24 protein-coding genes and 1 pseudogene are annotated in these 25,794 nt (G+C 66.4%); 16 read left to right on the top strand and 9 right to left on the bottom strand.

Annotation, left to right across the window (positions count from 1 at the left end):
* Positions 1-28: 28 nt before the first annotated feature.
* Together sfnG and msuE are read right to left on the bottom strand one after the other, a co-directional pair.
* Positions 29-1,132, bottom strand: coding sequence for a dimethylsulfone monooxygenase SfnG (gene sfnG / locus BDI24065_RS11545; protein WP_175031352.1), 1,104 nt, complete (start codon positions 1,130-1,132; stop codon positions 29-31).
* A 36-nt stretch (positions 1,133-1,168) separates the two neighbouring features.
* Entirely contained in the window at positions 1,169-1,729 is a 561-nt protein-coding gene (gene msuE, locus BDI24065_RS11550; protein ID WP_175031353.1) for an FMN reductase, read from the bottom strand.
* 477 nt (positions 1,730-2,206) lie between these two features.
* On the opposite strand from msuE, the gene BDI24065_RS11555 reads away from it, so the two are divergent.
* Both BDI24065_RS11555 and BDI24065_RS11560 read left to right on the top strand, forming a co-directional pair.
* Entirely contained in the window at positions 2,207-3,355 is a 1,149-nt protein-coding gene (locus BDI24065_RS11555) for a sigma-54 interaction domain-containing protein (protein ID WP_175031354.1), read from the top strand.
* A gap of 247 nt (positions 3,356-3,602) precedes the next feature.
* Positions 3,603-5,303 (top strand): dihydroxyacetone kinase family protein, encoded by a 1,701-nt coding sequence (locus BDI24065_RS11560; RefSeq protein ID WP_175031355.1) that lies wholly within the window; start codon positions 3,603-3,605, stop codon positions 5,301-5,303.
* A gap of 149 nt (positions 5,304-5,452) precedes the next feature.
* Here BDI24065_RS11560 and BDI24065_RS11565 read toward each other — a convergent pair whose 3' ends face one another.
* From BDI24065_RS11565 to BDI24065_RS11575, 3 genes are all read right to left on the bottom strand, one after another.
* Complete coding sequence (locus BDI24065_RS11565; RefSeq protein ID WP_175031356.1) at positions 5,453-5,914, bottom strand: hypothetical protein; 462 nt, start codon at positions 5,912-5,914, stop codon at positions 5,453-5,455.
* 29 nt (positions 5,915-5,943) lie between these two features.
* Positions 5,944-6,231 (bottom strand): DUF1330 domain-containing protein, encoded by a 288-nt coding sequence (locus BDI24065_RS11570; RefSeq protein ID WP_175031357.1) that lies wholly within the window; start codon positions 6,229-6,231, stop codon positions 5,944-5,946.
* 213 nt (positions 6,232-6,444) lie between these two features.
* Positions 6,445-7,305, bottom strand: a complete 861-nt coding sequence (locus BDI24065_RS11575) for an FAS1-like dehydratase domain-containing protein (RefSeq protein ID WP_175031358.1) — start codon at positions 7,303-7,305, stop codon at positions 6,445-6,447.
* 310 nt (positions 7,306-7,615) lie between these two features.
* On the opposite strand from BDI24065_RS11575, the gene BDI24065_RS11580 reads away from it, so the two are divergent.
* The 8 genes and pseudogenes from BDI24065_RS11580 to BDI24065_RS11615 form a co-directional block, all read left to right on the top strand.
* Positions 7,616-8,095, top strand: a complete 480-nt coding sequence (locus tag BDI24065_RS11580) for a MarR family winged helix-turn-helix transcriptional regulator (RefSeq protein ID WP_175031359.1) — start codon at positions 7,616-7,618, stop codon at positions 8,093-8,095.
* Positions 8,092-10,233, top strand: coding sequence for an FUSC family protein (locus BDI24065_RS11585; RefSeq protein ID WP_175031360.1), 2,142 nt, complete (start codon positions 8,092-8,094; stop codon positions 10,231-10,233). The genes BDI24065_RS11580 and BDI24065_RS11585 overlap by 4 nt, the downstream gene beginning before the upstream one ends.
* 34 nt (positions 10,234-10,267) lie before the next feature.
* Positions 10,268-10,480, top strand: coding sequence for a DUF1656 domain-containing protein (locus BDI24065_RS11590; RefSeq protein WP_175031361.1), 213 nt, complete (start codon positions 10,268-10,270; stop codon positions 10,478-10,480).
* A 1-nt stretch (position 10,481) separates the two neighbouring features.
* Positions 10,482-11,495 carry an efflux RND transporter periplasmic adaptor subunit gene (locus BDI24065_RS11595; RefSeq protein WP_175031362.1) on the top strand — a complete coding sequence of 338 codons (1,014 nt, stop codon included), beginning with the start codon at positions 10,482-10,484 and terminating at the stop codon, positions 11,493-11,495.
* Positions 11,492-12,976: an efflux transporter outer membrane subunit gene (locus BDI24065_RS11600; protein ID WP_175031363.1), complete on the top strand. Its 1,485-nt coding sequence runs from the start codon at positions 11,492-11,494 to the stop codon at positions 12,974-12,976. Before BDI24065_RS11595 ends, BDI24065_RS11600 begins: the two co-directional genes overlap by 4 nt.
* A 189-nt stretch (positions 12,977-13,165) precedes the next feature.
* The gene (locus BDI24065_RS11605) at positions 13,166-13,591 is read left to right on the top strand and encodes a TOBE domain-containing protein (protein WP_175031364.1); all 426 of its coding nucleotides are present in this window, start codon (positions 13,166-13,168) and stop codon (positions 13,589-13,591) included.
* An 84-nt stretch (positions 13,592-13,675) separates the two neighbouring features.
* The gene (locus BDI24065_RS11610) at positions 13,676-14,266 is read left to right on the top strand and encodes a nitrogen fixation protein NifQ (RefSeq protein ID WP_175031365.1); all 591 of its coding nucleotides are present in this window, start codon (positions 13,676-13,678) and stop codon (positions 14,264-14,266) included.
* 60 nt (positions 14,267-14,326) lie between these two features.
* Positions 14,327-14,689: pseudogene (locus BDI24065_RS11615) on the top strand (bleomycin resistance protein); the annotation flags it as partial.
* A gap of 123 nt (positions 14,690-14,812) precedes the next feature.
* Here BDI24065_RS11615 and BDI24065_RS11620 read toward each other — a convergent pair.
* A complete protein-coding gene (locus BDI24065_RS11620) occupies positions 14,813-15,874 on the bottom strand; it encodes a DMT family transporter (protein ID WP_175031366.1) in 1,062 nt (353 codons plus the stop codon).
* 500 nt (positions 15,875-16,374) lie between these two features.
* Positions 16,375-17,040 carry a ProQ/FinO family protein gene (locus BDI24065_RS11625; RefSeq protein ID WP_175031367.1) on the bottom strand — a complete coding sequence of 222 codons (666 nt, stop codon included), beginning with the start codon at positions 17,038-17,040 and terminating at the stop codon, positions 16,375-16,377.
* 276 nt (positions 17,041-17,316) lie between these two features.
* Here BDI24065_RS11625 and BDI24065_RS11630 point away from each other — a divergent pair, with 276 nt between their 5' ends.
* Together BDI24065_RS11630 and BDI24065_RS11635 are read left to right on the top strand one after the other, a co-directional pair.
* Complete coding sequence (locus BDI24065_RS11630; protein WP_175031368.1) at positions 17,317-17,541, top strand: hypothetical protein; 225 nt, start codon at positions 17,317-17,319, stop codon at positions 17,539-17,541.
* Between the two features lie 247 nt (positions 17,542-17,788).
* On the top strand, positions 17,789-18,373 hold the full coding sequence (locus tag BDI24065_RS11635) for a DUF2889 domain-containing protein (protein WP_175031369.1): 585 nt from the start codon (positions 17,789-17,791) through the stop codon (positions 18,371-18,373).
* A 127-nt stretch (positions 18,374-18,500) separates the two neighbouring features.
* On the opposite strand, the gene BDI24065_RS11640 is transcribed toward BDI24065_RS11635, so the two are convergent.
* Entirely contained in the window at positions 18,501-18,992 is a 492-nt protein-coding gene (locus BDI24065_RS11640; RefSeq protein WP_122950226.1) for a flavodoxin family protein, read from the bottom strand.
* A gap of 179 nt (positions 18,993-19,171) precedes the next feature.
* Positions 19,172-19,825 carry a TetR/AcrR family transcriptional regulator gene (locus BDI24065_RS11645; protein ID WP_175031370.1) on the bottom strand — a complete coding sequence of 218 codons (654 nt, stop codon included), beginning with the start codon at positions 19,823-19,825 and terminating at the stop codon, positions 19,172-19,174.
* A gap of 83 nt (positions 19,826-19,908) precedes the next feature.
* Between BDI24065_RS11645 and BDI24065_RS11650 the strand changes: the two genes are divergently transcribed.
* From BDI24065_RS11650 to BDI24065_RS11665, 4 genes are all read left to right on the top strand, one after another.
* A complete protein-coding gene (locus BDI24065_RS11650; RefSeq protein WP_175031371.1) occupies positions 19,909-21,033 on the top strand; it encodes an MBL fold metallo-hydrolase in 1,125 nt (374 codons plus the stop codon).
* A 128-nt stretch (positions 21,034-21,161) separates the two neighbouring features.
* Positions 21,162-22,178: an AraC family transcriptional regulator gene (locus tag BDI24065_RS11655; RefSeq protein WP_175031372.1), complete on the top strand. Its 1,017-nt coding sequence runs from the start codon at positions 21,162-21,164 to the stop codon at positions 22,176-22,178.
* Between the two features lie 1,820 nt (positions 22,179-23,998).
* Positions 23,999-24,694: a ParA family protein gene (locus BDI24065_RS11660; RefSeq protein WP_085042974.1), complete on the top strand. Its 696-nt coding sequence runs from the start codon at positions 23,999-24,001 to the stop codon at positions 24,692-24,694.
* Entirely contained in the window at positions 24,687-25,718 is a 1,032-nt protein-coding gene (locus tag BDI24065_RS11665) for a ParB/RepB/Spo0J family partition protein (protein WP_175031373.1), read from the top strand. Before BDI24065_RS11660 ends, BDI24065_RS11665 begins: the two co-directional genes overlap by 8 nt.
* Positions 25,719-25,794 lie beyond the last annotated feature (76 nt).

The raw sequence follows: 25,794 nt of genomic DNA on the forward strand, positions 1-25,794 counted from the left end.
GAGCGCCCGCCGCGCACCGACCCCCGCATCACGCGGCCACCGCGTGCCGCTGCGCCTCGAGTTCGCGCACGAGCGGCAGCACGCGCTTGCCGAAGTACTCGACTTCCTCGATGAAATGCAGGAACCCCGTGAGCACGAGGTCGACGCCGATCGCCTTCAGCGCGACGATCCGCTCGGCGATCTGCTGTGGCGTGCCGATCAGGTTCGTGCGGAAGCCGTCGTTGTACTGCACGAGATCCTCGAACGTCGACTTCGCCCAGTTGCCTTCGCCCTCCGGCGACGCGCTGCCCGCCTGCTTCACCGCATCGCCGAACGCATGCACGGCCTCGACGTGCGCGTGCCGGATGATGTCGTCGAGCACGGCCTTCGCCTCTTCCTCGGTATCGCGCGCGATCACGAACGCGTTGACGCCGATGCGCACGCGATGATCGTTCGCGGCCGCCTTCGCGCGGATGTCGTCGATCTGCGCCTTCAGGTTCTCCGGCGTATTGCCGTTCGTGAAGTACCAGTCCGACACGCTTGCCGCGTTGTCGCGCGCCGCGCGCGAGCTGCCGCCCTGGAAGATCTCCGGATGCGGCTTCTGCACCGGCTTCGGGCTCAGCGTGTAGTCGTTGAAGCGGTAGAAGTCACCCTTGAACGTGAAGTTGTCCTGCGTCCAGATGCCCTTCAGCGCCTGGATGAATTCCTTCGAGCGCCGATAGCGTTCGTCGTGTTCGAGCCACGGCTCGCCGATCGCGGTGAATTCGCCCTTGAACCAGCCGCTCACGACGTTGATCGCGATGCGCCCGTTCGAGATGTGGTCGATCGTCGCGAGCTGCTTCGCGACCACGGCCGGATGCCACGGCCCCGGCAGGATCGCGGCGAGCACCTTGAGCTTCGTCGTCGCATGCAGCAGCGCCTGGCTGAACGACACCGACTCGTGCTGGTATTCGGCGCCGTAGCCGGCCGTGAAACGGATCTGGCTCAGCGCGTACTCGAAGCCGGCCGCCTCGGCCGTGCGCGCGAGCTGCTGGTTGTATTCGAGGCTCCAGTCGGTGCGCGGTTCGATCGTGCTGACGACGAGGCCGCCGCTGACGTTCGGCACCCAGTAGGCGAACTTGACGCCGTCGGCGGAGGGATCGGTATGGCTCATGAATGTGTCCTGGTCGAGAGAGAAAACGCAGGCGGCCTACGCCGCCACGACGGAAAGCGCATGCGGGCGCAGCTGCGGCACCGCGCGATCCACGGCGAGCGCGATGCGTGCGCGCAGCGCCGGGCTCGTGATCCGGTACTGGTCGAAATCGCTTTCGGTCGCGTACACGCCGATCGGCAGCGTGCGGGCCTGGAAGAAGCTGAACAGCGGGCGGAGCTGATGGTCGATCACGAGCGCATGACGCTCGCTGCCGCCGGTGGCCGCGAGCAGCACGGGCACGTCGATCAGCGCTTCGTGATGCACGAGGTCGAACAGGTGCTTGAAGAGGCCCGTGTACGACGCGCGATACACCGGGCTCGCGACGACGAGCACATCGGCCGTCTCGATCGCGCGGATCTGCGCATCGAGGTCGGCCGGCACCTGCGCGCGCGACAGCGCGCCGGCCAGCCGGCCGCCGATCTCGCTGAGTTCGATCAGCCGCGTGTCGATCGGCAGCGCGGCGCCGATCGCCGCGACGATCGCGTCGGTCAGCGCCAGCGTGCGCGACGGCCGTTGCAGGCCGCCCGATATCGCGACCACGTTGAGGGTGTTGCTCATCCGATGCGTTCCCGTTGTAGAGCCGCGGATCGATGCGGCGATACCGGTTCGGGTCAGCAAGGAGCGTGCCATCGGCGCGGCTGCGTCACATAACGATCGTCTGCATCGCGAAGTTCTTCGTCATGGCCCGCCGCAGAGGGCGCTCGCCCTCATTCCCTGCAGTGGCAAGCGTTCCCGCACATCGCTCACATCGATATTCCTCCGCGTGATGAACCGGGTGAAGCGGTCGTGCTTGCGCGCTGCTGATCAGGCAGCAACACGCGACACGTGATCGCGTCGAATTCGACGCCACGACGACCCGGCACCGCCGCGCTTCCGCACCGTTGCAGGTTCCGCAGCAATGGCGCTTTGGTTATCAGAAATCGATGCTTTCCGCGTGCGGCAAAACATTGAACACTCTGCTGACCACGCAGCAGTCGGACCACGCCGCCCGTCGGCACGGGTCCGCTTCGTTCGGCCATCCTCCGGTTCACCGTCATGACGCCCATTTCCGCATCACCGCGCCCGCTCAATCTGCACGTCGTCACCTCACCCCGCGACCCGGCCAGGCTGCACACGGCGGAACACGTGGCGCCCGTGCTCGCGCTGCCCGAACGCCACGCACCGGTTCGCGCGCCGGCGCTGGTGTTCGTCGATCCGCGCTCGGTCGCACTGCTCGAACGGATTCGCCTGGTCGCGCCGAGCGACGCGAACGTGCTGATCGTCGGCGAGACCGGCACCGGCAAGGAACTGATCGCGCGACACGTGCACGGCCTCAGCCGCCGCAGCAACGGGCCGTTCATCGCGGTGAACTGCGGCGCGTTCTCCGAATCGCTCGTCGAGAGCGAACTGTTCGGCCACGAAAAAGGCGCGTTTACGGGCGCGTTCAGTACCAAACCCGGCTGGTTCGAAGCCGCGAACGGCGGCACGCTGTTTCTCGACGAGATCGGCGACTTGCCGCTGTCGATGCAGGTCAAGCTGCTGCGCGTGCTGCAGGAGCGCGAGGTCGTGCGGCTCGGTTCGCGCACGGGCAGGCCGATCGACGTGCGCGTGGTTGCCGCGACCAACGTGAACCTGCAGCAGGCCGTCGCGAACGGCCAGTTTCGCGGCGACCTGTTCTACCGGCTCAACGTCGTGCAGCTCGCGGTGCCGACGCTGCGCGAGCGCCCGGGCGACATCCTGCCGCTCGCGCGCCACTTCTTCGACGACTACCGGAGCCGCCTCGGCTACGGGCCGCGCAGCATCGACCCGCGCGCCGAGCGCCGGCTCGAGGCACACGGCTGGCCCGGCAATATCCGCGAACTCGAAAACGTGATCCATCACGCGCTGCTCGTGAGCCGCCACGACGCGCTGCAGGAGGCCGACCTGCACATCGCGCCGCCTTGCGTGCCGACAGCCGCCGCGCGCACGGCAGAGCCGGAACCGACCCCGGCCGCCGGCGCGCAGGCCGCGTTCGAGCGCGCGCTGCGCGAGCTGTTCGACGAGGATCACGGCAACCTGTTCGAACGCATCGAGGACACCGTGATGCGTGTCGCGTTCGAATTCAGCCACCGCAACCAGATCCAGGCCGCACGGCTGCTCGGCATCAGCCGCAACGTGCTGCGCGCGCGGCTGATTCGCGCGAAGGAGATCGCGGCGATGAAGTAGCCGCGTATGGGGGCGCGCCGCCGCCCCGCTCCGGCGCGATCGCGCCCCGTTCCGTGCCGCAACGTCCGAACCTGATGTATCGTGGCGCGAAGCGTGCGCCGCGTTTCCCTCCCGCATCCGGTCGTCCGTTACCTGACCGCGTGCCCCCGGCGACCGCGCGCCCGCACGATCCTCCGCAACACGAAAGGCCGTCCGGCGCCCGTGCAGGCCCGGCCGAGCCTCGTTCACCCGTCCGGAACCCGTCGCCATGAAAAAGCTTGTCAACCGCCCGTCCGATGTCGTGCGAGAAATGCTGGAAGGCATCGCGCGGCAGTCGCCGCATGTCGCGATCCTCGGCGACGAGCACGTGCTCGTCCGCCAGCCGCTGCCCGAGCCCGCGCAGCGCCCCGTCGCCATCCTCTCCGGCGGCGGCAGCGGTCACGAGCCTGCGCACGGCGGCTATGTCGGCGAAGGGATGCTGAGCGCGGCCGTCTGCGGCGAAGTGTTCACGTCGCCGTCCACCGACGCCGTGCTCGCCGCGATCCGCGCAAGCGCCGGCCCGAACGGCGCGCTTCTGATCGTGAAGAACTACACGGGCGACCGGCTCAATTTCGGGCTTGCCGCCGAACTCGCACGGGCCGAAGGCATTCCGGTCGAGACCGTCATCGTTGCCGACGACGTTTCGCTGCGCGGCCGCGTCGAGCGCGGCCAGCGGCGCGGGATCGCCGGCACCGTGCTGATCCACAAGCTCGCCGGCGCGGCCGCCGCGCGCGGGCTGCCGCTCGCCCGCGTCGCAGCCATCGCGCGCGACGCGGCGGCTGAACTCGGCACGATGGGCGTCGCGCTCGACGGCTGCACGATCCCCGGCGCCGACAAGTCGGGCTTCAGCCTCGCCGATCACGAGATCGAGCTCGGCCTCGGCATCCACGGCGAGAAAGGCGTCGAACGCCGCGCGCCGCTGCCGGCCGACGCGCTGGTCGACACGCTGCTGTCGAGCATCGTCGCCGATCTCGTGCTCGACCGCGGCGAACGCGTCGCGCTGTTCGTCAACGGCCTCGGCGCAACGCCGGACATGGAACTCGCGATCGTGCTGCGCGCCGCGCACGACAACCTGCACCGGCGCGGCATCGTCGTCGCGCGCGCGTGGGCCGGCACGTTCCTGTCGGCGCTGAACATGCCCGGCTGCTCGATCTCGATGCTGCGGCTGAACGACGAACGCGCGGTGCTGCTCGACGCGCCGACGCAGGCGCGCGCATGGCCGGGCGGCGGCGCCGTGAATACGCAGATCCGCGTGGCCGCGGCCGCTTCGCCGGAAGCGCCGGTGCCGCCGCTCGATGCGGCCGGCCGCGCGTGGGCCGCGCGCCTGCAACCGGCGCTGCACGCAGTCGCGCAAACGCTGATCGATCACGAGCAGACGCTGACGGATCTCGATGCGGCGGCCGGCGACGGCGACCTCGGCGCAAGCATGCTGCGCGCCGCGCAGGCGATCCTCGCACTGCCGGAAACCGCGTACGGCACGCCGGCCGACACGCTCGCGGCGCTCGGCGCCGCGTTGCGCCGCGCGATCGCCGGCAGCTCGGGACCGTTCTATGCGACCGCATTGCTGCGCGCGTCGCGCCGGCTGGCCGAGAGCGCCGAACCGTCGGCGCGCGACTGGGCCGCGGCATTCCGCGGCGCGGTGGATTCGATCAGCGAACTGGGTGGCGCGCACGCCGGCGACCGGACGATGCTCGATGCGCTGGTGCCGGCCGTCGCGGCATTCGAGCGTGCACTCGACAACGATCGCGATCCCGCGGGCGCATGGGCGGCCGCGGTCGAAGCCGCCGAGCACGGCGCGCAGGAAACCGCACGCATGACGCCGCGCGCCGGACGCGCGAGCTATCTCGGCGAACGTGCGATCGGCACGCCGGACGGCGGTGCGGTGGCGGTGTCGTACTGGGTGCGTGCGTTACAGACACACATCGGATAAAGGGTGAAGGTTGAAGGCGCGGCAGCGCGCCTTCGCAGCATCGGCACGCATGACGCCATGTCGCGTCACGTGCCGATGCTGCGAATGGTTGCAATGCCGGCGGTTGGTTTCACCTCTGACGCCGTCCGCATCGAACCATCCGCAATCAATCAGCGCGTTTTCGTCCGCCCGGGCAACAACGCCGCGCCGACCGCCGCCGCGCCAAAGCTCGCGAGCCAGCACCAGTAGCCGATCGCATCGAGATGCACGGGTTCGACATCCCCCGCTTCGTTGACGGCGATCTGGTGCTGCGACAGGAAGCTCATCCCGAACAGCAACGCCAGTACGGCCAGCACGACCGCCTGGGCGCGGTAGCGCTTCGCGGTCAGAAGCCAGGCGGCAAACACCAGCGGATTCGCGAGCCATGCGTAGATGCCGCCGAGCACGCCCATCCAGCCCGTCAGCAGCACCTGCCAGCCGTCGGCCCATGGATGCGGAGCGGGCGCACCGGTGCGGAACGGCGCGGTGAACATGGCGACCAGATAAAGCACCACGCTGATCGCGAGCAGCACGGTCGCGGCGCGGCCCATCGGCGGGCGAACAGGCGCAGCGACGGAGATCGGTGTATTCATCGGCAGGCCGGGCGTCCGATGCGGGTCGTTCAGACGCCTTCGACCAGCACCGCGCGATAGCGCGCACCCTTGAACCGGTGCTGCACGACGGTCTGGTATTCGGGGCCGTGATACCACGCATGCGCGGCTTCCTTCGACGGGAATTCCACGATCACGACGCCTTCCGGGCCCTCGCCTTCGAGCGTTTCCTGCGGTCCGTAGGCCGCGAGCACCTTCACCGGATGCCCGGCGAGCGTCGCGCCGACCTTGCTCTGGTAGAGGTCGAATTCCTGCTGGTCCTGCATGCTTTCACGTGTAAACACAATGTAGGTGGCCAAGATACTTGCTCCTGATGCGATGCGTGGAAGGTGGATGGGCCGGCCGCGCGCGGCACCGTTCGGCAGGGCGGCACGCGACCTGCTCGCAGCTTACAGGGGTTTGCCGACGAACGTCGGGGCCCGCCCGAGTGCCAGCCCGGGCGGCGACAGCGTGCGGTGACGGCCATCCGCGTACGCATCTTGCCGCATCGCGGACGAACGGAACGGCGCCCGTCACGCCAGGGTCGCGGTCGCCTGCATCGTCAGCCAGCCGTCGCGATCCTTCGCCCACAGCTCGATCGTCCGGCCGTCATCCGACGGCTTGCCGCACAGCGTGAACGGCTCGCCGTCGAACGTCGGGCGCACCGCGCGAAACGCGAAGCTCGCGAGCGTCGCATCGGGCCGTTCGCGATGCACGAGATCGACGAGCAGCGTCGCGATCAGCGGGCCGTGCACGACGAGCCCCGGATAGCCCTCCTCCTGCGTCACGTAGCTGCGGTCGTAGTGGATGCGGTGACCGTTGAAGGTCAGCGCCGAATAGCGGAACAGCATCACGGCGTCGGCCGTGACCGTGCGCGACCACGTCTCGCCCGCCGGCGCCGCGACCGGCTTCGGCGCGGGGGCGCCCGGCTGCGGTGCATCGCGATAGACGATGTCGTGCTCCTCCTCGACACACAGCACGCCATCGCACTCGATCCGGTGCTGCACCGTCACGAATACGAGCCGGCCGCTGCGGCCCGTCTTGTCCTCGAGGTTCGCGATCGTCGATTCGCGCGTCGCGCGCCGCCCCGTGCGCAGCGGCGCATGGAACGTCAGGCGGCCGCCGGCCCACATGCGGCGCGGCAGCGGCACGGGCGGCAGGAAGCCGCCTCGCTTCGGGTGGCCGTCGGGGCCGACTTCGGCCAGCGGCGCGACGGGCAGGAAATAGAGCCAGTGCCACATCGGCGGTACGACTTCGCCGGGCGACGGGCGGTCGAGCGTGGCGGCCAACGCGTTCAGCGGGAACGCGGTGATGTCGTCGCCGAGCGTTTCGGTCTTGCCGAGCCACGCGTCGAGCGACGGCGGAGCGGAGGGCTGCGAGGATGAGGTGGACACGTGCGGAATCTCCGGGATGCTTGCAACGGCCCCAATATGCACGCAGTGCGCCGTTTCGCGAAGCCGGATTTCCCGAACCCCTGCTTCGAATCTGCCTGACCTGCCGAGCCGCCCTGCCGGACACCTTTCATCTGACCATTCGATCGCGGCCGCCACGTGCACGACCGGGCCGGCAACCTTACAGCTTGACCATCCCCGACACGCCGCCTAAATTGCATCAGACGGGCCGGCCGCGCCGCGAGCGACGTGTCATGTGGGTGACAAAAACGATAGTTTGCTATCGAATTATTTTGCCCCTATCATCTCGCCCATGACCAATCTGCACGACCTCCGCCTCGCCGTCAGCAGCCTGCTGGTGCTGTCCGCGCGCAAGTGGCGCCGCACCAGTGACGGCGTGCTGAACGCGTACAACGTGTCCGAAGCCTGCGCGACGCCGCTGCTGATCGCCGGGCGCCTCGGCGAAGGCGTGCGGCAGGGCACGCTCGCCGAACACGTCGGCATCGAAGGGCCGTCGCTCGTGCGCCTGCTCGACCAGCTGTGCGCGGCCGGCCTCGCGCGCCGCGACGAGGATCCGCACGACCGCCGCGCGAAGACGATCTCGCTGACGGCGGCCGGCCGCGCGGTCACCGCGAAGATGGACGAAGACCTGCGCGCGCTGCGTGCGCAGGTGCTCAAGGGTGTCACCCGCGCCGATCTCGAAGCGACGCTGCGCGTGCTCGACGCCTTCAATGCGTCCGAGTCGCACACGCCCGCCGCACGCACGTCCCCCACCGGCAACACCACGTCATGACCTATCCGAGCCTTCGCGACTGGCTGTTCTCGGGCAAGACGTTCGCCGCGTCGATGCTGGCGCTGTACCTCGGCCTGTATTTCCAGTTGCCGCGCCCGTACTGGGCGATGGCGAGTGTCTACATCGTGTCGAACCCGTTCGTCGGCGCGACGCGCTCGAAGGCGCTGTATCGCGCGCTGGGTACCGCGCTCGGCGCGGCTGCCGCGATCTTCTTCGTGCCGCCGTTCGTCGAGACGCCGCTGCTGTTCGCGATCATCGTCGCCACCTGGTGCGGCACCCTGCTCTACCTCGCGATCTCCGACCGCACCGCGCGCAGCTACGTGTTCATGCTCGCCGGCTACACGATGCCGCTCGTCGCGCTGCCGACCGTGACCGATCCGTCCACCGTGTTCGACGTCGCGATCGCGCGTACCGAGGAGATCGTGCTCGGCATCGTGTGCGCGAGCGTGGTCGGCAGCGCGATCTTCCCGAACCGGCTCGCACCGACGCTGATCGAACGCACCGATGCGTGGTTCAAGGACGCCGCGCTCTACGGCCGCGAGACGCTGTCCGGGCACATCGCCGGCAAGGCGCTGTCCGCGTGCCGGCAACGCCTCGCGGCGACCATCACGGGCCTCGAATTCCTGCTGAGCCAGCTGAGCTACGACCACGCACATCCGCGCATCCTCGCACGCGCACAGGCGCTCGCGGGCCGGATGCAGCTGTTCCTGCCGCTGATGTCGTCGCTTGCCGATCCGTTGATCGCACTGATGCGCGACCTGCATGTCCGGCCGGCCGGGCTCGACGAGCTGCTCGCCGATGCCGCGAAATGGTTCGACGCGCCGTTGCCGGCCGTCAAGGCCGGCACCGACGGCGACATGACCGACGACCCGGTCGCGCAACGCTTGCGCGAACGCATCGCCGCGCTGCAGCCGGCCGACGACGCGCTGGCGAGCTGGGACGGCGCACTGCTGTCGAACGCGCTGTGGCGGCTGCGCCAGGTCATCGACATCTGGCAGGACTGCCGCTCGCTGCGCGCGCTGATCGGCAACGAAGCGGGCGTCTGGCAGCCGCGCTACCGGCACTGGCGGCTCGGCGGCACCGAGCGCTTCTTCGATCGCGGGATGATGCTGTTCTCGACGCTGACCGTCGTCGCCGCGATCGTGTTCGCGAGCTGGCTGTGGATCGCGTCCGGGTGGCACGACGGCGCCGCGGCCGTCACGCTCGTGGCCGTGTCGTGCAGCTTCTTCGCCGCGCTCGACGAGCCGGCGCCACTGGTGTTCAAGTTCTTCCTCGCGACGACCGCAAGCGTCGTGTTCGCGGGCCTGTACCTGTTCGTCGTGCTGCCGCACGTGCACGATTTCGCGATGCTCGTGGTGATGTTCGCGGGCCCGTTCATCCTGATCGGCACGCTGCTGCCGCGCCCGCAGTTCAACATGGTGACGATGCTCGTCGCCGTGAACACGGCTACCTTCATCAGCATCCAGGGTGCGTACGACGCCGATTTCTTCGTGTTCCTGAACAGCAACCTCGCGGGCGTCGCCGGGCTGCTGTTCGCCTATGTGTGGACGCGTGCGACGCGGCCGTTCGGCGCGGAACTCGCGGTGCGGCGCCTGCTGCGCTCGGGCTGGGAAGATGTCGCGCGCTCCGCGTCGACGCAACCGCTCGACGACCAGCGCAACCACGCGTCGCGCATGCTCGACCGCGTCACGCATCTGCTGCCGCGCCTGGGCGCATCCGACGACCATCGTCATCCGTCGATCGAGAGCTTCCGCGACCTGCGCATCGCACTGAACGCGCTCGACCTGCGCCGCGCGCGGCGCAAGCTGTCGGGTGACATGCCCGATGCGATCGACCGCGTGCTGGCCGGCGTCACCGATCACTACGAACGCTGCGCCGCCGCGAACGCGCGCCAGCCGGCGCCGCCCGCGCTGCTTGCGACGATCGACGATGCACTGCAACGCGTCGCGGGCCGCAACCTGCCGGGCGCCGCGCCGGCGGAAGACGGCACGGCACCCGCTGCGCCGGCCACGCCCGCCACGCCCGCCACGCATCGTCGGCTGCGCGACACGCTGCACGCACTCGTCGGCCTGCGCCTGTCGTTGTATCCGGCCGCGGCGGGACAGCCGCCGCAGGCATCGGACGGAGCACGCGCATGATCCCGCTTTCCCATTCGTCTTTCCGACTGCGACCATGATCGGCGAAATCGACATCTTCGGCGTATTCGTGCCGGCCCCGCTCGTGCTGATGCTGATCGCCTACCTGATCAACATCGTCGTGCGCGCCGTGCTCGAGCGCATCGGCTTCTACCGCCTCGTCTGGCACCGTTCGATCTTCGACCTCGGCATCTACGTGTTCGTGTTTGCCGCCGTCGTGATCGTTTCCCACCATCTCGTGGCTACCTAACGTGAAAAAAACCTGGCTCTCGGCAGGGCAAATCCTGCTCACCCTGATCGTCGTCGTCGTGGCTGCCGTCGTGCTGTGGCGCATCGTCAACTACTACATGTTCTCGCCGTGGACCCGCGACGGTCATGTGCGCGCCGACGTGATCCAGGTCGCGCCGGACGTGGCGGGCCTCATCACGTCGGTGCAGGTCGCCGACAACCAGGAGGTCAAGCGCGGCCAGGTGCTGTTCGTGATCGACCAGGCCCGCTACACGCTCGCGGAACGGCTCGCCGAAGCCACGCTCGCGCAGCGCCGCGCGACGCTCGCGCAGGCGAAGCGCGAGTACGCCCGCAACCTGCAGCTCGGCAACCTGGTCGCGAGCGAGCAGGTCGAGGAAAGCCGCACGCGCGTCGAACAGGGCGAAGCCGCCGTCGCCGATGCGCAGGTGTCGCTCGACACCGCGAAGCTGAACCTGCAGCGCACGACGATCGTCAGTCCCGTAGACGGCTACCTGAACGACCGCGCACCGCGCGTCGGCGAATACGTGCCGGCCGGCCGTGCGGTGCTGTCGGTCGTCGATCGCAATTCGTTCCGCGTCGATGGTTACTTCGAGGAAACCAAGCTGCGCGGCATCCACATCGGCCAGCCCGTCGACATCATCGTGATGGGCGAGCCGCGTGCGTTGCGCGGCCACGTGCAGAGCATCGTCGCCGCGATCGAGGATCGCGACCGCACGCAGGGCGCGAACCTGCTGCCGAACGTGAACCCGGCATTCAGCTGGGTGCGGCTCGCGCAGCGCGTGCCGGTGCGCGTCGTGCTCGACGAGGTGCCGGAGGATTTCCGGATGATCGCGGGCCGTACTGCGACCGTCTCGATGCGCGAAGCCGACACGCGCCGCAACGACAAGGCGCAGCCGGCGGCCGGCGCGTCGGCGGCAACCGCCAGCGCGGCATCGGCTGTCACGCCGGTATCGGTCGTCACGCCGGTATCGGCGGCTTCCGGCATGGCCGCCAGCGCGGCAGGAGCATCGCAATGAAACGGCACGGTCTGCGCCTCGCGGCGACGCTCGCGCCGCTTGCGCTCGCACTCGGCGCGTGCAAGTCCGTCGGCCCCGATTACACGCTGCCGCAGCAGGCGTACGTGAATGCGCCGCTCGCGAACCATGCGCTCGACGATGCGAACGGCACGCTCGTGTCGCGCGACGCCGTGCCCGGCAACTGGTGGCAGCTCTACGACGACCCTGTGCTCAACGGGCTCGTGCGCGATGCGCTGAAGTCGAACACCGACCTGCGCGTTGCCGCGGCCAACCTCGCGCGCTCGCGCGCGGCGCTGGAAGTCGCGAGCCAGCAAGGCGGCTTCTCGGGCGGCGCGGAAGCCGCCGTGCAGCGCGCCCAGGAATCGGCCGAACAATACCTGCTCGAGAACAAGCTGCCGGTCGTCAACGAAGGCACGGTCGGCATCAACGTGTCGTACGAGATCGATTTGTTCGGCAAGCTGCGACGCGGCGTCGAAGCCGCGCGCGCGGACAGCGAGGCCGTCCGGGCCGCCGGCGACCTGGCGCGCATCACGGTCGTCGCCGACGTCGTGCGCGCGTACGTCGAATCCTGTTCGGCCGGCGACGAGCTGGCCGTCGCGAAGCAGTCGCTCGCGTTGCAGAAGCAGCGCGTCGCGCTGTCGCAGCGGCTGCGCGATGCCGGCCGCGGCAACCAGACCGACGTGACGCGCGGCGTGACGCAGGTGCGCACGCTCGCCGCCGATATCCCGCGCTTCGAAGGCCGCCGCAAGGTCGCGCAATACCAGCTCGCCGCGCTGCTCGCGCGTTCGCCCGCCGACCTGCCGAAGGCCGTCGCCGAATGCGAGCGCCTGCCGAAGCTGCGCCAGCCGATTCCGATCGGCGACGGCGCCGCGCTGCTGCGCCGCCGCCCCGACGTACGCGCGGCCGAGCGGCAGCTCGCCGCCGCGACCGCGCGCATCGGCGTGGCGACCGCCGCGCTGTACCCGTCGATCAGCATCGGCGCGTCGGCCGGCTCGGTCGGTGTCGCCGCCGACCTGTTCTCGTCCACGACGAATCGCTGGTCGTTCGGCCCGCTGATCAGCTGGTCGTTCCCCGTCAACGGCCAGCGTGCGCGCGTGCGCGAAGCCGAAGCCGCGACGGGCGGCGCGCTCGCACACTTCGACGGCGTCGTGCTGAACGCGCTGCGCGAAACGCAGTCGAGTCTCGCGACCTACGCGGCCGACGTGCAACGCACGGAAGCGCTGCGTACCGCCTATGAATCGGCACGCAATTCCGCCGACGAAACGCATCGCCTCTATCTGGCCGGCCGCGAGTCGTTCATCTCCGATCTCGACGCGACGCGCACGCTGACGAGCGTGCAGGCGCAGGTCTCGGCGGCCGAAGGCCAGGTCGCGGCCGACCAGGTGCGGCTCTTTCTCGCGCTCGGCGGCGGGTGGGAATCGGACGGCACCGCTACCGCATCGGATACCCAGCCTGCCGCAACACCTGCATCCAACAAGTAATCGCAGCAGCGTTATCACCTTCAGCACATAACGCATGCCCGCCGAAACGCCCGGTGGTGGCGGGTTTTCCTGATTCGCGCCATAGCATCGCGACGGCGACGGACACCCGCGTTGACGGTAAACTTGCTGATGCATTTCCATTCATCTTCCGCTGCCGAACCGGCAGCGGCATCCACTCGGAGATCCATCATGCGAACCAGCGCCCGCAACCATTTCGCCGGCCAGGTCAGCGCCGTCAAGACCGGTGCCGTCAACGACGAAATCACGCTTCGCACGCAGGACGGCCTCGACATCGTCGCCGTGATCACCCATGGCAGCGCGGCTTCGCTGGGCCTCGCGGCCGGCTCGAAGGCATTCGCGCTCGTGAAGGCGTCGTCGGTCATCGTGATGGTCGACGTCGACAGCAGCAAGGTGTCGGCTCGCAACTGCGTCGCGGGCACCGTATCGTCGGTCGCGAAAGGCGCGGTCAATTCGGAAGTCGTGATCAAGGCAGCGGGCGGCGCCGAGATCGTCGCGATCGTCACCAACGACAGCGTCGATCGCCTCGGCCTCACGAGCGGCACGGCTGCGTCCGCGATCTTCAAGGCATCGAGCGTGATCGTCGGCGTCGAGTGAACGCGTGACGATCGCGATGGCGATCCGTCTGGCACGGCGCATCCCCGCGGATCGCGCCGTGCGGCTGTCGGGCCGATGCACGCGATGACAGCCGAACTCGATCACGCTCGACAACGGGCGCTGCAGTCGCTGCTGTCCGCAGCGGCCAGCGCCGATACGCCCGACGCACGCCTGTTCGGTGCGCTCGTCGTGGCACGCGCGCGCCGCGACGAGCTCGCGCTGCTCGGCCTGTCTCATCCGCAGTTGGCCGGCCTGCTGGCGCGGCAGTTTCCGCGCCTGCCTGCGGCCGAGGTCGCCGCACTCGTGCCGACGGCCGCGATGACACTGCTGCCCGTCACTCACGCGGCATTCGTCGCGACGCTGCACGCGCGGCTGATGGACGACGCAAACCCGGCCGCCAGCCGTGACGACGCCGGCTGTCTCGCGTCGATCATCGCGCACGCCTGCCTGCGCCCCGATCATCTGTGGCGCGATCTCGGGCTCGACGGGCGTGACGCGGTATTCGCGATGCTCGATCGCTATTTCCCCGCGCTGGCCGCGCGCAACGTCGCTCACCTGCGCTGGAAGAAATTCCTCGCACAGGAAGTGGCCGCCGCGCTCGATGTACCGCCGGGCCCGGCCCCCGGGTGTCCGGGTTGCGAGGATTTCGGCGTCTGCTTTCCTCACGCGCGATAGTCGCGGCGGCGATCCGAGCTGCCCGTTCGATCCATCGCATCTCCAACCGGAGAACCCGCGTTGACCGATATTGCGAGCCCCAACCTGCCGTCACGCGATTTCGAAGTCACATCCCGCTTCTACAAGAAACTGGGGTTCGCTGAAACCTGGCGCGACGACGGCTGGATGATCCTCAAGCGCGGCGACCTGTTGCTGGAATTCTTTCCGCACCGCGAACTCGATCCGGCAACGAGCTGGTTCAGTTGCTGCTTTCGGCTCGCGAACGTCGGCACATTCTTCGACGACGTGCTCGCAGCCGGCATTCCGGAGCAGGCGACCAGCTGGCCACGCGCTCACCGGCCGACACGCGAAGCCTGGGGCGGCACGGTCGGCGCACGGATCGATCCGGACGATTCGCTGATCCGGTTGATCCAGACCGAAGACCAGGCCCGCACCCGCTGTTGCTGCCGCGATCGGCCTGCGCTGCAAACCGATGTGCGCGCGATGCGGCGCACACCCCATAGACGGTTACCTTGCGAACCGTATCGTCTGCTGTTCACAGCGCGGTCAATGCCGATGCCGGTGGTGAATGTCCGGAAAATGCGCATGGCTGTGCGTGATCGGCAGGTGCACGTGCGGATGCGAATGCGGCTCGTTGCCGTCGTACGCAAAATCGTGCGCATGCTGGTGATGTTCGTCGTGCCGATGCCGGTGCGTGTGCTCGAGCCGCTCGTGCGCATGCGTGTGTTCATGCCGTTCGCGAACATGCAGCCAGATGCCGAGTGCCATCAGCGCCGCAGCGATCCAGAACGTCGCGGGCGGCAGCGCGGGCCAGATCAGCAGCGACAGCAGGACGCCGAACAACGGCGCGATCGAGAAATACGCGCCCGTGCGCGCGCTGCCGAGATGGCGCAGCGCGACGACGAACAGCACAAGGCTGATCCCGTAGCCGCCGAGCCCCGTCAGCATCGCGGCCGCCGTGACCGGGATGGCCGGCAGCGTCGCGCCGGTCGCCAGCGCGATGCCGATGTTCACGGGCCCGGCGATCAGCCCCTTCACGCACGCGATGACCATCGCGTCGTTCGCGGCGACCTTGCGGGTCAGGTTGTTGTCGACCGCCCAGCACAGACATGCGCCGACGATCAGCAACGCGCCGACCGGCACGCCGGCCCGGCCCGGCGTCCACGACAGCAGCGTGCCGCCTGCGACGATCGCGACCATCCCGAGGAACACCTGCGAATCCACGTTCTCGCGAAACACGACCCACGCGATGACGGCCGTCAGCACGCCTTCGAGATTGAGCAGCAACGCGCTCGTCGCCGCGGGCGTGCTCGACAGCCCGAGCATCAGCAAGGCCGGGCCGGCCACCCCGCCCGCCGCAATCGCGCCGGCCAGCCACGGCAGGTCGGCGCGCTGCAGCGGCGCGGCGTCCGCGGCCGGTGCATGACGATTGTGCAGGCGGAGAAGCAGGATCCCGATACCGAGCCCGACGCCGCTGCCGAGATAGAACAGGCCGGCGACCATGAACGGCGACATCGCGCCGATCAGCGCCTTGGCGAGCGGTGTCGCGGCGCCGAACAGCGCGGCCGCAGTGAGCGCGACGAGAATCGCGGAATGTCTCGAGTGCATGATCCGGTTTGAATTGATGTTGAAAGACGCTGGCCGTGGCTTCGGGTCGTGTCGCAGTTGGCTTTCCGTTCCTTTCGAAATGCAAGCTGCATCGCACCGGCCAGCTTGCACGCGACCCGACGACCCCGTCGGGATTATCGCGCGTCATCATGTCACGACGGCCGGACGCGAACCTCCACACGCCAATCCAGGGCACCTGGCCTTACTCTATTTTAGGAAAACGAATTAATTGAATGAAGCATCGATACACTCGGGATATGCGTACCGTCCACGCGGAAACGACCATGTCGAAACATCGCGCATGCAGCGCCGATCGACGCACGTGCTTCGTCAGATCGCGTGGCTTGTTCGAGGCGGGATAGCTCAGGGCACGGCACGTCGAGCGCCGTTGGGAGCAGTCCTGACCTGCCTCGGTCGAGGCAGGTCAGTCTGTCGTGCATTCACCGCAGGCGATGTGCATGCGGATCCGCGCCGTGCGGTATGCAGCGGCGCGGTACGGGTTACGCGTTTCCGGCCGTTTGCTGCTCGACCTGCGGCGCGGCGTCGGCTTGCGCTTCCACGTTTGCCGGTTGCGGCTCGGCGGCGGCCTCGGCCTGCTGCTCGGCCTTCGGCTGCTGCTGCGCGCCCTTGGCTGATTGCCCCGCGCCCTTGTTGCCGGGGCGACGAGCCTTCAGGCGGCGCGCCCGCGCTGCGTCGTCATGCGTGACGCGCCCAGCTTCGTTGCCCTGCAGATCGACCCGCACCGCGTCTTCGACGAGGCACGACCAGTAGCGGTTGCCGCGGCACCACGTCGACATCGCGTCGCGCAGTTCGGCTTCATTGAGCCCGACGGCCTGTGCTTCGCGCGCGAGGTCGTCCCAGATGCCGACCTTGAGCGGCACTTTGGGGGCCGGATTCTTCGGGAACGCAAGCGGAAACTTACGTTGCAGTTTGCCGATCGCAACGATGACCGGATCGACCGGCGCGGACGGTTTCGCCGAAGCAGGCTTCGCGCGATGCGGTGCTTTGCCGCCGGCCGCAGCCGGCTTGGCGCCACGCTGCGGCTGGTCGCCGGACTTCGGCTTCGCGCCGGTGTCCGCCGGCGCTGCCGGCCGCTTCGCGTTGCGCTCCTGCTTGGCCTTCGCTGCGAGCTGCGCCCGCAATTCGGCAAGTTGTTCAAAACCCATAAATTCAATCCACCAGGAATATAAGGTGTGGTTCGTGCGGCCATGCCGCGCGGCGTAAAAGCTTCGCCGCCATGCGGGCGACCCGTCTGCCGCCGATGCGGAACACTACGGGGCCGCATCGCGCACGCCACTCTGTTTTCAGGCACCCGGCCTCGATGCCGGACAAGGCAGGAGTGGAAGTATACCGGTACGCGCGACGGCCGGTTGACTCGCCGGTCTGCATTGGCCCGATTCGGGGCAACGAAAATGCATCCGTGCGGTCGTGTTGCGCATTATATGGATACGTTTCCGGAAGTCACGTCGTTCACCCTCTACAGCGAAAATCGGGGCCATCTTGCGCACTGCGATCGCACCGGCGGCGGCACAGATCGACGCTCCACGCGTGGTGTCCCGCCCGGGACGTCGAACGCGATGGTGCCGCACCGGTACGTCGCGGGCCTCGGCAGCGATTCGGGATCCCGGGCGGCGGCGGCGTGCGAAGCGCCGATCACGCCAATGTGAAGCGCCCGGCAATGGATCTGCATAAGTGCCGCGACATGCGGTTCCTCCTTCGATTGCATCGGTGCCCATGCACGACTCGTTGTGTCCGCATCGATCCCGTGGCGTACGAAGATGCCGGAAAGTGCGTAGTATGGCCGGATCGATATCGTCGGCAGCGTACCTCGGCCCGTTTCGCCGCGCCCCCGCCGAGCCGGCGACATCCCGCTTGCCTGCAAAAAGAACCGGTTGTACGAAACGGAGCAGATACATGGTTCCCCCCCACGACACCCCGCACGACGACATCACGCGCGAGGAGATTCACCACCGGCAGATCGACATGCGCGGCTATCGGCGCAGCGACGGCCAGTTCGAAGTGACGGCCTGCCTCGCGGACCGCAAGACCTTCGATTTCACCCCGCCGGGCGGCACGCGGACGGTTGCTGCGCTGTCGCCGATCCACGACCTCGGCGTAACGCTGGTCTTCGACGCCGACATGGTCGTCCGCGCCGTATCCACATTCCTCCGGTCGCATCCGTATGCGCAGTGTCCGGGCGGCGGCGACTCGCTGCAGGCACTCGTCGGGCTGAACATCGGTGCCGGCTGGAACAGCGAGGTTCGCAAGCGCCTGCCGTCCTGCGATACGTGCACGCACCTGAAGGAGTTGCTCGGCCCGATGGCCACGACGGCCTATCAGACGATGGTCGGCATGCGTCCGTCATCGCTCGAGGCGCGCGACAGCGACGGAAAGCCGCTCAAAATCGACAGCTGCCATGCGTATGGCGCATCGCGTGATCTCGTGAAACGTCTTTGGCCCGAATACCACCGGCCTTCGGCGACGACAAAGGACAGCTAAAAGCCGGGCATTCGGCCAGCCCCGTGCCGGCAGGATCGGCGCCACACCAGAATGCCTGCGTTGTGTGCCCAACCGTAGGTCGCCCCGACTTCGCTCCGATCGGCTGTGGGTGCCACCGCACCGACGATCAGAAAACGCCCAGCGCAAGTCCCGCCGCAAGACCGGCGCCCAGTTCGGCGCAGCGCGCGAGATCGTCGCCGTCGATCGTCTTCGCCGCGAGGATGCGTTCCGGCGTCTGCGCGTGCGTACAGACGATCAGGCCCGGCGCCACGTTCTTCAACCGCCATCCGGTCGCGATCCGGTCGATCTGGCGCAATGCGTTCTGCCCATCGCTTCCCGCGCAAATCATCACCGCATACGGGCGGCCGTTCACGCGATCGAGCGCCGCGTAGTAGCAGCGGTCGAAGAAATCCTTCATCAGCCCGGACATCGCGGCGAGATTCTCGGGCGTCGCGAACAGGTAGGCGTCGGCGGCCAGCACGTCGTCCGCGCTCGTCGCATCCGCGCGCTGCAGCCTGACATCGACGCCGGGTTGCTCGCGCGCCGCGCCGGCAGCCGCTTCGGCCATCTGTTGCGTGCCTCCGGTCATCGTGTGATAGACGATCAACAGCGTCTTCATTCGTCGTCACTCGCGTTCGGTTTCAGGGATGCCGGCGGCATCGCCGGTTTCCGCTGGATGGCCAGAGTTCATAAGAGGCTGCTCCTCGTTCGCTTCCTCGGATCTGCCGGTTTGCCGGCGCGTCGCTGCGAGGCACGCATCGATCGTGCGCGTTGCGCCAGGTCCGGCCGGAGGCACGATCAGTCCGTTGCGGCGCGCGACGCGTCGGTATCTTCCGGCCGCGCGTAGTACGCGAGAAACATGTCGGCAGCGGATTCCGCGACTTTCTGTTGCTCCGGTTCCGCGAGCGGCGGCTGGCCCATCGTTATCTGCGGCCAGAACGCAAATGCCTTCACGACACCGTGCAGCTGATGCGCGGCAAACACCGGATCGGTGACGGACAGGCGTCCGGCTGCCGCGGCTGTCCGCACCCAGACCGTCATGTCTTCCTCGCGCTCACCGAGACGCTCGACCATGTCACGCGCACGTTCCGGCGAATGGATGGCCGCGCCGATCGCGACGCGTGCGAGCGAGAGAAAGGCCTCGTCGCTGAGCAGGCGCATTTTGCGATCCAGCAACGCGAGCAATTGCTCGCGCAGCGGCACGTCGGCCCGATAGGTCGGCGAGCTGCCGGTTCGGGTCGCATCCCACAATTTTTGCAGGATCGCTGCGAACAACGTTTCCTTGCCCGGGAAGTGGTTGTAGACCGTGCGCTTCGACACGTCCGCACGCGCGGCGATACGGTCCATGCTGGTCGCGTCGTAACCCGACGCGAGAAATTCCTCGATGGCCGCGTCGACGATGGCCGCGCGCTTTCGATCGGTCAGGCGCTGAGGGGGAGTGCTGGTATCCATTCAGAAATTTTACACCGGGCAGTTTACTTTTCCCAGGAATAAACTACACTGTTTAGTGTACTTTATCTTCCGGACGAACCGACATGGCATCGCCTCTCGTTTTGATTCACCGCATTCTGGGTTTTGCGGCTGCCCGACGCGGCCGCGCGCTGTCTGGCGGCTCGCCGCAGCACAATGGCGAGCGCTTCAGCAATGTCGCGCCGCGTCCGGTCGAGGGGTTCGGCAAGACGCTCGGGATCGCCTGGAACATGTTGTTCAACAAGCCGCGCAATACCGTGCCCGCAGGTGTACTGCCCGTCGATTCGCTGACGCGCGCGGAACTCGACGCGGCCCCTGATCGCAGCCTGTACCGGCTTGGTCATTCGACGCTGCTGCTCAAGCTGCGCGGCGAATTCTGGCTGACCGATCCCGTGTTTGCCGAGCGTGCGTCGCCGTTCCGGCGCGTCGGCCCCAAGCGCTTCCATGCGCCGCCGATTGCGCTTGAAGATCTTCCGCCGCTGCGCGGCGTGATCCTGTCGCACGACCACTACGATCACCTCGACCGCGACACGGTGCTCGCGCTTGCGGCAACGACCGATGTGTTCGTGACAACGCTGGGCGTGGGCGACCGACTGATCGAATGGGGCATCGACGCGAAAAAAGTCCGTCAGCTCGACTGGTGGCAAAGTGCCGACGTGGCCGGCCTGACGCTGACCGCGACACCTGCCCAGCACTTTTCCGGGCGTAGCCTGTTCGATGGCAATAGCACGCTGTGGGCGTCGTGGGTCATCGTCGACGACGACTTGCGCGTGTTCTTCAGCGGCGACACGGGCTACTTCGACGGTTTCCGGACGATCGGCGAGCGCCTCGGGCCGTTCGACGTCACGCTAATCGAAACCGGCGCATACGATCCGCAATGGCCGTACGTGCACATGCAGCCGGAAGAGACCGTGCAGGCGCACATCGATTTGCGCGGCCGCCGGCTGGTCCCGATCCACAACGGCACGTTCGATCTCGCGATGCATCGCTGGCAGGAGCCGTTCGAGCGCGTCACGGCGCTGGCGATCGTGCGGGGCGTCGAACTGTCGACACCCAGGATGGGCGAGCGCCTCGCTCTTGACGAGCCGCATCGCGGCGAGCGTTGGTGGCGCACGGTGGATGAGCGCGCGACGTCCGTTGCCACGAAATCGCGCCGCTGGTCGCTTTGCGCGTCGCAGGCGACGAAGTAAGCCCACCACCGGTCGTTGCCCATTTTTTCCCGGAGCGCGGCAATGCCGCGGCTCCGGGTTGCGCGTTTCCGGCGTAATCGCACGTCGGCGTGCCTGCCTGTAGACCCGATTACTTGAGTAGAGAAGTCATGCATCCGGCACCCGCCCGATACGCCCCCGGCCAATTCGACGATGACGCCACCATCGCTGCCTTCAACTCCGCAGCCTCCCGATCACCCAGCCAGAGCCGGGAGAACGACCTGCGGCAGACGCTCGCAGAGCGCGTCGCGAGATGGACGGAAAGCACCGACCACCTCACCACGGCCATTCCAAACCTGAGCCTCCATCGAAGGGAGGCGACAACGCAGCCGATGGACTGCATGGTCGAGCCGAGTTTCGGTCTCGTCGTTCAAGGCACGAAGCGACTCATTCAGAGCGGCGATGTGTATCTCTGCGACGCCAACCGCTTTCTGATCACGTCGCTCGACTTGCCAGGTTCGACGCAGGTCATCGAGGCCAGCCGTGAAAGGCCGTTTCTCGGGATCGGGCTGAAGCTCGATTTTCGCGTGATGGCCGAACTGATGGCGCAAGTCGCACCGGATCAGGAAGAAGCCCCCGCGGGCCGCGGCCTCGTCATCGGCGATATGACCGAACCGCTCTACGACGCAGTGAACCGGTTGCTGGCGTTGCTGGATGACCCGAACGCCATTGCCGTTCTCGCACCGTACATCGAGCGGGAAATTTACTACCGGCTGCTGACGAGCGACCAGGGCGCCCGTTTGCGTCAGATCGCATCCGCCGGCAGCCAGGGCAACCGCGTGTCGCGAGCGATCCAGTGGTTGCGGACCCATTACGACGAGTCGCTGCGGGTCGACGATCTGGCGGCGCAGGTCCAGATGAGCAGTTCGACCTTCCACCACCACTTCCGCCAGCTCACCGGCATGAGTCCATTGCAGTACCAGAAATGGATACGGCTCAACGAGGCACGTCGGCTGATGCTGTCCGAGCGGCTCGACGCCGCGTCGGCTTCATTCAGGGTCGGCTATGCGAGCCCGACCCAATTCAACCGGGAATACAGCCGGTTGTTCGGCAATTCCCCGCGAAGAGATATCGAGAGCCTGCGCAGCGGGGCGGATGTGGTTCTGTCCGTGGCAGCGACGTACTGACTGCGTGGACAGTGCCGGAGATGCGGGATACCGATTTTGACGGTATCCGCAGAATACTTGGGCCGGGTTCACGCGTGACGCATCGATCTGGGGGAAGTCAGACGAGCGCGGCGGGATGTGCGCCTCCTCCCAACTCAGGGCCGCTTGCTCGGAGGCCGTCCGGGGATCGCTCGTTGAGTATCGAGTGACGGGTGCACCTCTCTCGAAGTTCGACGCTCCCCTAAGCTCGCGAGCAAAGTTCAGCGACAAGCAAGCCATCCCAAACCGTCCTCTTGAGCTACTGAGGACTTCGCTCCCCTTCAACGGCCAAGTCACCTTACTGTCTTCCGGGCGCTCGGTAACAGATTCCCGAGTGTTGGGCGTCGCACGTCACTCTGCAACTCAACGAATTGCGCGGCCAGAACGTGCGTTGTCACGTGACAACTCCCGCGGCTCATCGGTGCAGCACGTCCGATGAGACGATCGACGGCGCGTCGTGAGGTATCTGATCCGCCTCAGTTTGAGCTGCTTTTGCCGTCGGACCGAACGAAAAATGTATCGAATACTACAAATCACGTGTCTAAAGCGACGTTTGGAGACTTGATCCGACGGATTTCGGAACGCGGAACATAAAATGCTCATACGCCCCTATTTACAGGGGCGATCTTGCTGATTTTGCGTGAAACAACATGAAGAATGTGGCGCAAGCCATTGCTGGACAAGGATTTCCGAGAACGTGCCATTTCGCAAAAATGTTTCACGATCCGGCCCGTTTGAGTTGTCACATGGTCTTCAACACTGGCGTTTGTCGCAAATCGGAGCCTCAAGTGCGTGGTCGTCGCGTAGAAACGCCGTCCTGCCCAGGCCGCAACGCAGGGAGCCCGTGACAAAGCCATACCCTCCCCTGCCGGCCAACATATGCGACGAAGTTGGATTGGGACACCCACATTAATGGGGCCATATCAAGAACGCTTGAGATACTTCGAGGATGCAGTACCGCGAGCCGCCCGACAGCTTTCCGCTACGACATGAATGTGAATGTTCAGCGATGGACGCTGCGGATTGCCTATCCAATTGCTGACTCCGACTCTTCGGGATAGAGGCTTACCGAACGACGCCCGGTGCACCCTGCCGTTTCGAGACTCAGGTTCCCCTATACATCACGGCAGTTGTCACGTGACAACTCACCAACCAACCGGTCCGGAGAACTGCATTTCGCAGCGAGCCAACGGTGGCGAATCGGATTTTCACGATCTACTTGAGCGTGTTCGATGGAGTTCGATCAAAACTCATCCTGACGGGCGACTCAATACTGACATCGCCTCCTGCACCGAATCGATTGTCACGTGACAACTGACCGCACTAGAAGCGGTCGTGCCAAGCCAAGGGCCGAATGCGGCGCATTGAGATGCTCTCGTCTTAACCGTAAGCGCGATCGAATCAAAGATTTCCTGATGTCGAAGCGCCGAAAAGGCGCAAATCCCTGCGACTTGTCACGTGACAACCGAGCTTCCCGGCGACACTCATGGAATTAACTATCTGAAATAGCAACACGTTCCGTCAGGAACAACATGAGATCAAGTGTCCAGTCACTATGCGCAAACTCTGCTGTCGACGATGAATTCGATTGAATTTCTCTCGCAGTCCTTCCACGCATTTTTCGATCGGGATCGGCGATTCTATTTTTAATCGATCCGTGGTCGTCGCTGACTGACTGGCCATTCGGCCCACTTGTCACGTGACAACCGTATCGATCACCAAGACATACATCGTGTCGAAGGCTTTTCTGGACTTTTTGATAATAACTGCATATATTACGCAAAACTCCGTGGAGAAATTTAATGGCTTTCAAGATCGCCGTCAGTAATCAAAAAGGTGGAACTGGAAAGACGACCATCTCCGTCAATATCGCGGCTGCGTTCGAAGCTGGCGGCAACAAGGTCGCGTTGATCGATGCCGACCCTCAAGGCACATCCGTTCGTTGGGTAACGAGCGGCGAGAACACTCTGCCGATGACGGTTCTCTCGCTGGCCCCCGCCGGGCGCGGCATCGGCGGCGAGATCAAGAAACAGGACGCGAACTTCGACGTGATCGTCGTCGACTGTCCTGGCAACCTCGAAGACCCGCGAATTGCCTCCGTACTCGAGGTCGCCGATTTCTGCCTCGTGCCGCTGTCGCCGTCGCCGGCCGATCTCTACAGCACCGTTGCGATGATCCGCATGATCGAGTCGATGCGGTCCGTCCGTAACCCGAGTCTTTCTTCCGCATTAATGCTGAATAGCGTTAATGGAAAAACTAAAATGCGAGAAGAAATTTTAAAAATTCTAAGAGCTGAAGAAATAGGGGAGCATCTGCTCGACAGTCAGATCGCGCAACGCGAGGTCTACCGTCAGACGTTTGCGCTCGGCACCACGATCCATCATCACAATCGATACCTGAAGGGCCTGAAAGAGGCCCGTGCGGAAATCGAAAAGCTGGTCACGGAAATGGCCCAATACATCGCGTCGACGCGCGCTACCGGAGCCGCCCATGGCTAAGGACACATCGAAAGACAAGAAGCCGACCGGCAACCTGCATCTCGCAGCCGGCCTGCTGCGCGGGCTCGCGCAGGAAAATGCAGCGCTCGAAACGCGGCTGCCCGAACCGGCGGCCGCACCGAATGTCGTCAGCGAAGCGGCGCCCGCCAGCGCGCCGGCTGCGGCCATGCCAGCCGGCTCGCCGGAGCTTGGCGCGCCGCAGAAGGTACTGGTCAAGGATTGCATTCCCAACCCGTTCAACCCCCGCGTGTTCTACTCGGAGTCGAGCCTGCACGAACTCGCCCTGACGCTGAAACGGGAAGGGCAGATCGAGCCGATCAAGGTTACGCGGCTCCCGGAGTTTCCGGGCAAGCTCGTGGTGATCGACGGGCAACGCCGGCTCCGCGCGACGAGCATCAACGGCGATGAAACCATCAACGCCACGTTCCGCACCGACCATACGCCCGAGCAGCTCTATACGATCGCGTATCGGGCGAACCACGACCACGAACGCCAGACGATCTTCGACGATGCGGTTGCGTGGAAGCGTCTTCTCGACGAGAAGGTCTTTTCCGACCAGAACACGCTGGCGGAAAAGATCGGCAAGGACAAGGCATCGATCAGCAAGACGCTGTCGCTCAACGCGCTCCCGAACACACTCCTGGAACGGATGGCGAGCGCGAACGACGTGGTCGGCCTGCAGGCGGCGTACTTCCTGAAGCTGATCTTCGAACGCCTGGGCGAGCCGACGGCCGACCGGCTGCTGACGGCCGTGATCGACCGGAAAAAATCGGTTCGTGACCTGGAGAATTTCCTGCGTGCACAGAGCGACGGCAGCAAGAAAGCGGGGCGTACGCGTTACAGCGTTCGTCACGACTTCGCGCTCGAATCGCGCGCGATCGGCCAGTTGAAGACCTATCCGGACGGACGTCTGGATCTGCAACTCAAGGGCGTCGACGCATCGCACCAGGAGGGGCTTGCCGACAAGCTCAAGACCGTCATCGACGCGTACGTCGCCGAACTGGCAACGGCCGCTCAAAAGTAACGCGCCAAAAGCAGAAGGCCTCGCATCCGCGTGTGCACCGCGAAGCCGGACACGACGTCCGGCGCGCGACGCACAC

The sequence above is a fragment of the Burkholderia lata genome (genome assembly GCF_902499025.1).
GTDB classification, from domain to species: domain Bacteria; phylum Pseudomonadota; class Gammaproteobacteria; order Burkholderiales; family Burkholderiaceae; genus Burkholderia; species Burkholderia lata_C.